This window comes from Bacillus sp. GMa5/1 (assembly GCF_050172015.1).
Taxonomy (GTDB): domain Bacteria; phylum Bacillota; class Bacilli; order Bacillales; family Bacillaceae_G; genus Bacillus_A; species Bacillus_A cereus.
On the sequence record NZ_JBNLYC010000168.1, the window covers coordinates 1 to 8335 of the forward strand.

Consider the following 8335-nt stretch of genomic DNA (forward strand, 5'->3'; position numbering starts at 1 on the left):
TTTTCAAGTGAGTATATTATTTTATTTGAGGTATTATCTATTCATGATATGTTAGAAGAATTAAAACAAATATCCGAGAAATATGAGTGGGGAAATCGATTCAATTGATAAGTTCATTTTATTGTGGGGGGAATAGTATGACACTTTATATTGCATTACTAAGAGGAATCAATGTCGGTGGACATAAAGTAATCAAAATGGCTGAGTTAAAACGAGTGTTTGAATCAATAGGGTTAAAACAAGTGAAAACGTATATACAAAGTGGTAATATCGTGTTCGAATCTGAGGAAGATATAAACTTTCTAAAAGACCGAATACAAACGGAAATAAAAAATGAATTTGATTTCGATGTTCCAGTCATGCTAAGAACACATGATGAATTTATAAATATTATTAAGCAATGTCCGTATGAAGTTCATTCATTGTTAGAAGGAGAAAGTGTTCATGTTGCTTTTTTAGCGAATGTACTTTCTGAAGAAGAGAGTAGTCAATTGCTTATATTTAAAAGTGAACTTGAAGATTGCTATATAGATGAGAAAGTCGTTTATTTGTTTTTCAAAAATAGCATTCGAAATTCTAAATTAATGAACCAGTTTCAGAAGTTACATACACCAGCTACAGTTAGGAATTGGCGGACTGTGAACAAATTAAAAGCAATTGTAGAGGGTATGTAAATATAAAAAGATGAGGTTTTCTACATGTAGAAAACCTCATCTTTTTATTTATATTGTTTTGCAACTACGAGTTCGACAATAGGATAAATAAAGAAGGAAGAGCAAATTGCGATGAACAGAGGGAGGTTTTTTACTCCATCTAAATTAGCCCCCATAGAAAATCCTTCAGAGAAGATTAATATAAGGAACATTACAATTACAAGCACAAAATATGCAATTTTAAAGCTTTTATATGTAATTTGTTGTCCCATTTCATCTTGACTTTCTTCTGATACACCGTGGGGATCTCCCCAAGTAATGTAATTAATTAAATTACTAAGTATTAACGAAATAGCAAAAATCGTACCGCCCAAAATAGAACCTTCAGTTATGTATTTATATGTGCCATGTACTAGTATTGCAATTAATGCTAAAACAATGATTATAAAAATAGTTTTTTTAGTATTCAATAAATAATTGCCCCCTCGATTGTAAAAAACTCTTTACAAATATAAGTATAAAATTGGAAAAGTATCATGTCAAATACTTTTTACACGAAATATGTAAGTATGTAATATTTTAGTTCTATGATAAATAAAAAATTACAATACATTTGAATGTAAAAGAATGGGCTCGCATATATTTGGAAGGGATGTCAGATTAATTTAGGGGGTAGTTATGTCTATACTTTTAAAAGCTGGTGCAGATGCAGGAAACAACGGTTTGAAGTTAATGGTGAAAGGGCAAGACCCTATTTTTATTCCGAGTATTTATTCTTTATATATAGGTGAGCCTACAGGACTCTTAGATGAGGTAGATGTTTCATTATCTGAATTAGAAAACCACATTGATGTGACTATAAGTTCGCCATCGTTAATGCTAAATAATGTACGATACATCGTTGGAGAAAAAGTCATTCAAGATCAATTAAAAGGTACTGAGGTAGAGAAGAAATCAAATAAGTCAACGGATGAGTTAATGGTTATTACAATACTATCAGGTTTGGCGGTAAGCGCTATGCGTCAAAGTCCAACTTCTAGCCATATTAATATTCGTTATGATTTATCTGTCGCTCTTCCTATGCAGCTTATTACACAAGAAATAGCTGCTGAAAATGCAAAACGTTATATGGGAAATCATAAGGTTATTTTCCATTATCCGAACGGACGCGATGTGACAATTAATGTTTCAATTGAGTATTGTAAATGCCTACCTGAGGGTGCTTCTGGGACGTGGGGCATTGTATACGATGAAGAAGGAAATGTTGTGAAACATAAAATAGAATGTGAGCAAAATCAAGTTTCTGAAATTGATTTTGTAGATAAAACTCTACTCTCTTTTGATATTGGCGCAGGGACGACAGAAGAAGTCGTTTCATTAGGGGTGAATTTCCGTCCGCAACTAAGTAAAGGTTTATCTTATGGTGTAAAAGAGACGTTACTACAAATCATTACGAGATGGAACCGGAAGTATCCAACTAAAACGATTGATAGCATTACAGAATTCAATCAAATTTATTTAAATGATAAGCATCCGAGAAATACATTATTAGTTGAGGAATCACAGCCAGCGCTATTAGGTTTAGCAGCGCGTGTTGCAACAGATATTATAAATAAAATTGATGATATGAAAGACGATCCATACGTGTTTATTTATGGCGGGGGTGCAGTAATTATTAAAAACAGTTTAAAAATGATTTTAAAGCAAAAAGGACGACTCAAAAATGTAATCTTTGTAGATAATCCGTTATTTACAAATGCACGAGGATTATTAGTCTATACTTGTTCGCCAAAATATAGAGAGCATAAGCAAAAAGAGTTAGGATTTACAAACTTAACGATAAGTTAGTTGGTGGAAGTATGCGATCTAGGCGATATAAACGTGGTGATCGAGTAAAAATCAATATTCATAAATCGGTATCACCTGAAATGCTTGCGTGGCTGAATAAACAATCAAATCCAACTAATTTCTTCTTCTTTGCTGCGCAGCAACTATTTAAACAAGTAGGAGATATTGACGTTTCTAAAGCTTTACCAAGCAGCCATGTTTTCTCATTATATGTGGAGCCTTCATCCTTATTAAAAGTCGAAGTAAACCCTTTTAAAAACATGACACTAGACACAAATACATCCACTGAAAATGCAAAAAAAAAATTATGGGAATCTGTTGATCAATTAGATTGTCCATTTTTTTAAACATAGAAAAATATAAGAAGTCCCCATCACTATACATACGAATACAGTGATGGGGTTTTGTTTGTAAATGGAAGGGGCACAATACAATTTGTGACCCTTCCATTAGTTATTTATCTAAATTTTAGATGTATGTTTAGAAACAGCATTAATTATGCTTTCCCAGTCATCTGGATGGTTTTCATGGCCTGCCCCTTTAAGGGTTAATAGTACTGAGTTTGGAATTTCATTAATTAGTGCGAGGCCATGTTCAAATGGTAGTGCTGTATCGTCTGTTCCGTGAATAACTAATGTAGGTGCTTGTATGGATTGAAGTACACCTTCATATGCATCATCACCTTGAAGTAAAGCGTGATTAAACATACTTAATAAATTGTTTGCGCGTTCTATTTCTTGTTTTACTTGTTTATAAACTCTATTTTCATCAAATATTCGTTCTGATCCACATAATAGACGAGATCCTGAAACTAAATACTCTGCCACATCATTTTTATTTGCCCAATCTATACTTGTGCCATTTACATGATGTGTTAAAATCCTTTCATCCATTGGAGGTAAATCGCGAGTATTGTCATCAGATCCTATTACACTAGTCGCTAGTAAAGTTAGCGTCAAAATTCTTTCGGGATGTTTTACAGCGGCAATTTGAGCAATCATACCACCTAATGACATGCCAAATAGGTGAGCTTTATCAATATGATAAGCATCTAGTACTCCAATTGCATCTTCAGCCATATCTGTTACTGTGTAATTGGAAGTTCTAGGTTCATAGGCAACAGAGCGCCCAACATCACGGTTATCAAAGCGAATAACAAACTTCCCCGTACTAGCCAACAGCTCACAAAACTCTTCATCCCAATAAACCATGGAACATGTAGCGCCCATAATTAATAAAATAGCAGGGTTCTTAGGGTTCCCAAAGCTTTCTGTACATATATCAATTCCGTTTATTTTAAATATCTTTTCACTCATATAGTTAGCCTCATTTCTTTTGAATTTAATTAATAAAACAATTTTGGATGATTCTAAGATGTGTGTAAGATTCGTGGTGGAATTCATCCCGCTATTTGCTGGGCAGTAAGAGTCCCATCTTAAAATTCAGGGAAAGTAAAGAAGTTGGGAGGGGACCAACTGCCCGGAAAAGCCCGATTGGCGAGGGTTGATTAAAGTTTCACTTTATAATGCTTCTTGCATAATTACCCCCAAAAATAATTATATGTTAATTCAAGGCAAAAAATTTTGAGAAATAATTGTATGTTATTAAAATAAACAGCAAGGAGGAGAGTAAATGAAAGCAATTGTTATTGATCAATATGGTATTGTTGAAGAATTAAAAGAAAGACAAGTTTTAAAACCGGTTGTTCAGAATAACGAAAAAGCTCAACAATAAATAATATCCCATACTATACATTTTCATTTTCGAGTATTATTTATTGTTAGCTATTGTGATATTACTTCTAACAAATACTGTTTCGTATTGTATCGTGTAATTTTTCTAATCCAATTTCCATATCTTTCTCGTTTAACATTGAATAGCTAATTCTTAATTGGTTATCATTTGTTTCGTAATTTAATAGACAAGCTGTTCCTGGTAAAAAAGAGACATCTACTTCATTTGCTTTTTGTAATAAGGTAAAGGGATCTATCGAATCAGGTAGTGTCACCCATAAATTAAAACCTCCATTTGGTATTTCAAAGTGTAGTTCTTTTAATGGCGATAATATATCAATTGTTAAATCACGTCTCATTTGTAAAGCTGTACGTAATTTTTCTAAATGGTTTTTCATACGTTCTGCACGTAAAAACGGTAGAAGTGCCTTCTGTGTTAATAAAGGACTACCGATATCCATTGAACCTTTTACTGCATATAGCCATTCAAAAATAGGACCATCGGCAATAAGTGCCGCGATACGCAGTCCTGGTGCTAACGTTTTACTAAATCCTTTTATATATATTACGTGGCCATCCTTATCAAAACTTTTGATTGGGGGCGGGATTATAGCATCCTCAAAATATATTTCTCCGAAAGAATCATCTTCAATAATAAAAAATTGATATAACTCCGATAGTTCTATAAGTTCCATTCTTCGTTCTTTACTCATTACTGTACCTGTCGGATTCTGGAAGGTGGGATTCGTATACAATAAAACGGGATTTTTACTTTGACAAATATCATCAATTAAGTCGGAGCGAACTCCATGATTATCAAGAGAAACGGGAATGATTTGAACACCTTTATTGATGAAAATATCAAGCGCAGCACTGTAACATGGACTTTCTACTAATACAATATCTCCAGGTTTTAATAATGTTTGAGCAATTAAATCAATTCCTTGTTGTGCGCCGCTTGTAATTAATAATTGAGATGGGTCTGTCACTAATTTCTGGTGTTCATTTAAGTAATTTGCTATTTCAACTCGCAATTCATAATCGCCTTGAACTGGCCCATAAGTTGCTAACAACATCGGATTTTTATCCAGCAATTTATGCATTTCATCTGCCAAAAATGGATTTGGTAACAGACGAGGATACAGAATTGCTTGTGAAAAATTATAATATTTACGGTGCTTATTCATTGCATATTGAGAACGCATAACATTAATCGTTTTCATTTGTTGCCATTTATACGGAATTGGTTTGAAATCTTTCTTTACCCGTTTATATATGTAAGCACCTTTTCCTTGTTCGATGCGTATATACCCTTTCGTTTCTAACTGTTTATACGCTTTACGAACTGTTAATACATTGATTTGTAAATCTGTGGCCATACAACGTAAAGAAGGAAGAGATTCACCATGTGAAAGCATACCACTTTGTATTCTGTCAACAATTTGCATATATATTTGCTTGTAATACGGTATGTTTGTTTCTTTACGCAATACAATTTTCATAGGTTCACCTATTTTTCTTTTTAACTTAATTAAAGCGAAAAATATATAGGGAATCAACTACAACTTGAAGTAACTGTTATATGTACCGATACACTGTTATACACCATAGCCTCTATACTCATTCTAAGAGTAAAAAGGAGGAAGCAAAATGGTCATTTTTAATTACATTTTAGTATGTATTATTTTCGGGACAACATTTTTAACGATAAAAATTGGAATTGAAGCAGGGGCGCCACCGTTGTTTTCAGCAGGAATTCGCTTCTTTTTAGCGGGCATAATCCTTATGATTATTTTTAAATTAAAGCGAAAAGAAATTATGCCACATATATTTTCAAAACACATTATGTATGCTGGATTTTGTTTAACATTTATGACATTCGCAAGTTTATATTGGTCAGAACAATATATTTCTTCGGGATTAGCTGCTGTTCTTTCTGCTACGGGACCAATGATGATTTTATTAATACAAGCAAAGAGGAATAGGGAGAAATTACAAAAGGAACAACTCGTTGCTTTAGTTATTGCACTAGCAGGTGTTATATTTGTTTCTTTACCAGGAATGCATCAACAAGTAAGTTTCATATGGAGTATTGCTTGTATTGTGTTAGTTATAGGGGAGTTATTTTACGGAATAGGCTCTATTCGTTCGAAAGAAATACTGTCAGATTTATCAAATGTATCACCATTTCTTATTAACGGTATTCAAATGTTTTATGGAGGGATTTTACTACTAATCGCATCTATTATTGTAGAACAACCAAATGTAACCGTATTAACTTCATGGAGTGTGCAATGGCCTATTTTATATCTCATATTTATCGGATCGATTGGTGGACACGGATTATATTACTGGCTCTTATCAAAAACAAATCCAGTATTTCCATCGACGTGGTTATATGTATCACCATTAATTGCAATAATTGTGGGATATATCATTTTAGGAGAACCTTTAAATCCTACAATGGGAATGGGGGCTTGTCTTATATTGATTGGTATATTTTTGGCCAATCGTTCAACACTACGGACTTATTTCAAAAAAGGGCGGTTATTAGAGAAGGAGATGTAGTTTAATAAAGCAATAGCCCTGTATATTACAGGACTGATAAAATCAAAAACACAGTTGGAAAAATAACCAACTGTGTTTTTGATAATTAATTCACTTTTTTAATAAAGCCTTTATAATGACGTTTTACAAGCTGGCTTTCTAACGTCTTCATAGTTTCTAGTGCTACACCGACAATGATAAGTAAGCTTGTACCACCAATTTGAGCAGAAGGTGGTAACGTAGCAATTTTCGTGAATACGAGCGGTAATATAGAAATAGCACCTAAGAAAATTGCACCGATAAATGTTAAACGGTATAGAATTTTAGTTACATATTGTTCAGTTGCTTTACCAGGACGAATACCAGGAACATATCCATTTTGCTTTTTCAAATTCTCAGCCATTTGTTCAGGATTTACTTGAATAAATGCGTAGAAGTATGTGAAAGCAACGATAAGACCGACATAAAGTGTCATTCCAATTGGATGTGCGAAATCAAGATTTGCAACTAACCATTTTGATACGCTTGAATCAGGGAAGAGCTGCGCAATTGTACGCGGCGTCATTAAAAATGCAGAAGCAAAGATAACTGGTATAACACCAGCACTATTTACTTTAAGCGGTAAATGAGTGTTTTTTGCTCCTTGATATTGATTGTTTCCTGAAACAGCTTTTGCATATTGGATCGGTATTTTACGTACAGCTTGTTGAATGTAAATAACACCAACAACTATCGCTAAAATTACGAGTCCAATTAAAACAATTTTTATTATGTGCATAAATAGCTGATCGCCAGCATTTTGGAATTGTTGTAAATAAATTTGATTTGCAACATTTGGAATGGCGGCAACGAGACCTGCGAAGATAATCATCGAAATACCATTACCAACTCCGTTAGCGGTAATTTGTTCGCCTAACCAAAGTAAAAATGCAGTACCTGCAGTTAAAACTGTCGCAATAAATAAGTATGTAGTCCAGCTTTGATCTGTTATTAATTGTCCACCTGCTATATTATTAAAGCCATAAGACATTCCGATGGCCTGTATGAATGCGAGAATGATTGTAAAGTATCGAGTGAATTGAGCTGATTTCTTACGGCCCATTTCTCCTTGCTTTGCCCATTCCGAAAATTTAGGTATAACATCCATTTGTAGTAACTGTACTATGATGGAAGCTGTAATATATGGTGTAATACCTACAGCAAAGATTGAGAAGTGTTGCAATGCTCCTCCGCCAAATACGTTTAACATACCTAGAACGTTAGCTTGATCTTGTACTTTTAATACCTCTGCGTTAGTATGAGGAACTGGAATAAACGTGCCAATTCGAAAAACGATTAACATCGCTAGTGTAAAAAGGATTTTCCTTCTTATCTCAGCTACTCTCATGAAATTTGAAATCGTACGAAACATTATGTCGCCTCCTATATTTTTATCAGTAAAAAACTGATTATTATACCCTATGAAGTAACCACAAACCTCCTTCCGCACTAAATTCATTTGACAAATGGATTTTCATACACTTTGTAGTTTTCACGGATATAAAAATATAAGGT

The 8335-nt window shown here is 33.6% G+C and carries 8 protein-coding genes; 4 read left to right on the forward strand and 4 right to left on the reverse strand.

What is annotated here, in order from left to right; translation table 11 throughout:
- Positions 1-137: 137 nt before the first annotated feature.
- The gene (locus ACQGSG_RS23970; RefSeq protein WP_000177395.1) at positions 138-674 is read left to right on the forward strand and encodes a DUF1697 domain-containing protein; all 537 of its coding nucleotides are present in this window, start codon (positions 138-140) and stop codon (positions 672-674) included.
- A gap of 44 nt (positions 675-718) precedes the next feature.
- On the opposite strand, the gene ACQGSG_RS23975 is transcribed toward ACQGSG_RS23970, so the two are convergent.
- Positions 719-1123 carry a hypothetical protein gene (locus tag ACQGSG_RS23975; protein WP_001093143.1) on the reverse strand — a complete coding sequence of 135 codons (405 nt, stop codon included), beginning with the start codon at positions 1121-1123 and terminating at the stop codon, positions 719-721.
- Positions 1124-1331: 208 nt separating this feature from the next.
- Between ACQGSG_RS23975 and ACQGSG_RS23980 the strand changes: the two genes are divergently transcribed.
- Together ACQGSG_RS23980 and ACQGSG_RS23985 are read left to right on the forward strand one after the other, a co-directional pair.
- On the forward strand, positions 1332-2501 hold the full coding sequence (locus ACQGSG_RS23980) for a ParM/StbA family protein (protein ID WP_000025622.1): 1170 nt from the start codon (positions 1332-1334) through the stop codon (positions 2499-2501).
- Positions 2502-2512: 11 nt separating this feature from the next.
- Positions 2513-2848 carry a hypothetical protein gene (locus ACQGSG_RS23985; protein WP_001257760.1) on the forward strand — a complete coding sequence of 112 codons (336 nt, stop codon included), beginning with the start codon at positions 2513-2515 and terminating at the stop codon, positions 2846-2848.
- A gap of 114 nt (positions 2849-2962) precedes the next feature.
- Here ACQGSG_RS23985 and ACQGSG_RS23990 read toward each other — a convergent pair whose 3' ends face one another.
- Both ACQGSG_RS23990 and ACQGSG_RS23995 read right to left on the reverse strand, forming a co-directional pair.
- On the reverse strand, positions 2963-3817 hold the full coding sequence (locus ACQGSG_RS23990) for an alpha/beta fold hydrolase (RefSeq protein WP_001290772.1): 855 nt from the start codon (positions 3815-3817) through the stop codon (positions 2963-2965).
- Between the two features lie 485 nt (positions 3818-4302).
- Positions 4303-5736, reverse strand: a complete 1434-nt coding sequence (locus ACQGSG_RS23995) for a PLP-dependent aminotransferase family protein (RefSeq protein WP_000706791.1) — start codon at positions 5734-5736, stop codon at positions 4303-4305.
- Between the two features lie 148 nt (positions 5737-5884).
- Here ACQGSG_RS23995 and ACQGSG_RS24000 point away from each other — a divergent pair, with 148 nt between their 5' ends.
- Positions 5885-6802, forward strand: a complete 918-nt coding sequence (locus tag ACQGSG_RS24000) for an EamA family transporter (RefSeq protein ID WP_325843088.1) — start codon at positions 5885-5887, stop codon at positions 6800-6802.
- A gap of 85 nt (positions 6803-6887) precedes the next feature.
- Here ACQGSG_RS24000 and secY read toward each other — a convergent pair whose 3' ends face one another.
- Complete coding sequence (gene secY / locus ACQGSG_RS24005) at positions 6888-8192, reverse strand: preprotein translocase subunit SecY (RefSeq protein ID WP_000490135.1); 1305 nt, start codon at positions 8190-8192, stop codon at positions 6888-6890.
- Positions 8193-8335: the final 143 nt, after the last annotated feature.

Excerpts from the sequence above, each read along its gene's own strand:
- ACQGSG_RS23985 (WP_001257760.1), top strand. The coding sequence starts at position 2,513 with ATGCGATCTAGGCGATATAAACGTGGTGATCGAGTAAAAATCAATATT.
- ACQGSG_RS23970 (WP_000177395.1), top strand. The coding sequence starts at position 138 with ATGACACTTTATATTGCATTACTAAGAGGAATCAATGTCGGTGGACAT.
- ACQGSG_RS24000 (WP_325843088.1), top strand. The coding sequence starts at position 5,885 with ATGGTCATTTTTAATTACATTTTAGTATGTATTATTTTCGGGACAACA.
- secY (WP_000490135.1), bottom strand. The coding sequence starts at position 8,192 with ATGTTTCGTACGATTTCAAATTTCATGAGAGTAGCTGAGATAAGAAGG.
- ACQGSG_RS23980 (WP_000025622.1), top strand. The coding sequence starts at position 1,332 with ATGTCTATACTTTTAAAAGCTGGTGCAGATGCAGGAAACAACGGTTTG.
- ACQGSG_RS23990 (WP_001290772.1), bottom strand. The coding sequence starts at position 3,817 with ATGAGTGAAAAGATATTTAAAATAAACGGAATTGATATATGTACAGAA.
- ACQGSG_RS23995 (WP_000706791.1), bottom strand. The coding sequence starts at position 5,736 with ATGAAAATTGTATTGCGTAAAGAAACAAACATACCGTATTACAAGCAA.